This is a genomic window from Dolomitihabitans soli, assembly GCF_022213955.1.
GTDB lineage: Bacteria > Actinomycetota > Actinomycetes > Streptosporangiales > Streptosporangiaceae > Streptosporangium_A > Streptosporangium_A soli.
The window spans coordinates 1-1,140 of sequence record NZ_JAKNTW010000074.1 but is presented as its reverse complement, the minus strand read 5'-3'; the positions used below and the strand labels follow the sequence as shown (position 1 = coordinate 1,140).

The 1,140-nt window shown below is 62.1% G+C and carries 1 protein-coding gene; it reads left to right on the top strand.

Annotated features, from left to right (window positions below):
* The first annotated feature begins 48 nt into the window (after nt 1–48).
* The gene (locus tag MBA17_RS49020) at nt 49–1,140 is read left to right on the top strand and encodes an IS630 family transposase (RefSeq protein WP_238505831.1); all 1,092 of its coding nucleotides are present in this window, start codon (nt 49–51) and stop codon (nt 1,138–1,140) included.

Here is a 1,140-nt window from a genome sequence, read left to right as displayed (position 1 = left end):
CTAGTGTCCTGCGTCTAAAATTCGTCGGCTAAGTCTAGAGTGGAATTTATGGCGCGGACGGGACGACCAAAGACTCCGGTGACGCTTTCTGCCGATGAGCGGGCCACCCTGGAACGCTGGGCGCGAAGGAGTAAGTCGTCGCAGGTGCTGGCGATGCGGTCGAAGATCGTGCTGGCGTGTGCGGACGGCCTGGACAACATCGAGATCGCCGCGGATCTGCGGATACACCGCGACACGGTCTCTAAGTGGCGGACCCGCTTCGTCAAACTGCGACTGGACGGGCTGATGGATGAGCAGCGCCCAGGCCGGCCGCCGTCGATCACGCTGGATCAGGTCGAGCAGGTCGTGGTGGCGACTTTGGAAGATACGCCCAAGGATGCCACCCACTGGTCGCGGGCCTCGATGGCCGGACGTAGCGGACTGTCCAAGTCCACGATCGGGCGGATCTGGCGCGATTTCGGTCTCAAACCCCATCAGGCCGACACCTTCAAGCTGTCGACGGATCCGCTGTTCTTGGAGAAGGTCGTCGATGTCGTCGGCCTGTACCACAACCCGCCCGAGCGGGCCGTGGTGCTGTGCGTGGATGAGAAGTCCCAGATCCAGGCGCTGGATCGGTCGCAACCGGTGCTGCCGATGATGCCCGGGATGCCCGAGCGGCGTACCCACGACTACGTCCGCAACGGGATCACGAGCCTGTTCGCCGCCTTCAACGTCGCCGACGGTACCGTCATCGGCGAGTTGCACCGTCAGCATCGGGCGGCGGAGTTCAAGAAGTTCCTGATCACGATCGACAAGACGGTGCCTGCCGAGTTGGACGTCCATCTGATCTGTGACAACTACGGCACGCACAAGACGCCGGCGATCAAGGCGTGGCTTGCCCGCCACCCGCGTTTTCACATGCATTTCACTCCTACCGGCTCCTCGTGGATCAACCAGGTCGAGCGCTGGTTCGGTTTCCTGACCGACCAGTTGATCAGGCGTGGGGTGCACAAGAGCGTGCAGTCTCTGGAGAAGGAGATCCGGGCCTGGATCGATCAGTGGAACGACAACCCGCGCCCGTTTGTGTGGCGAAAGACCGCCGAAGAGATCCTCGAATCACTCGCCCGATATTGCCGACGGATTTCTGACGCAGGACACTAG

What these genes read in the sequence shown, in the direction of transcription:
- MBA17_RS49020 (WP_238505831.1), top strand. Translation starts at nt 49, where the DNA reads ATGGCGCGGACGGGACGACCAAAGACTCCGGTGACGCTTTCTGCCGAT.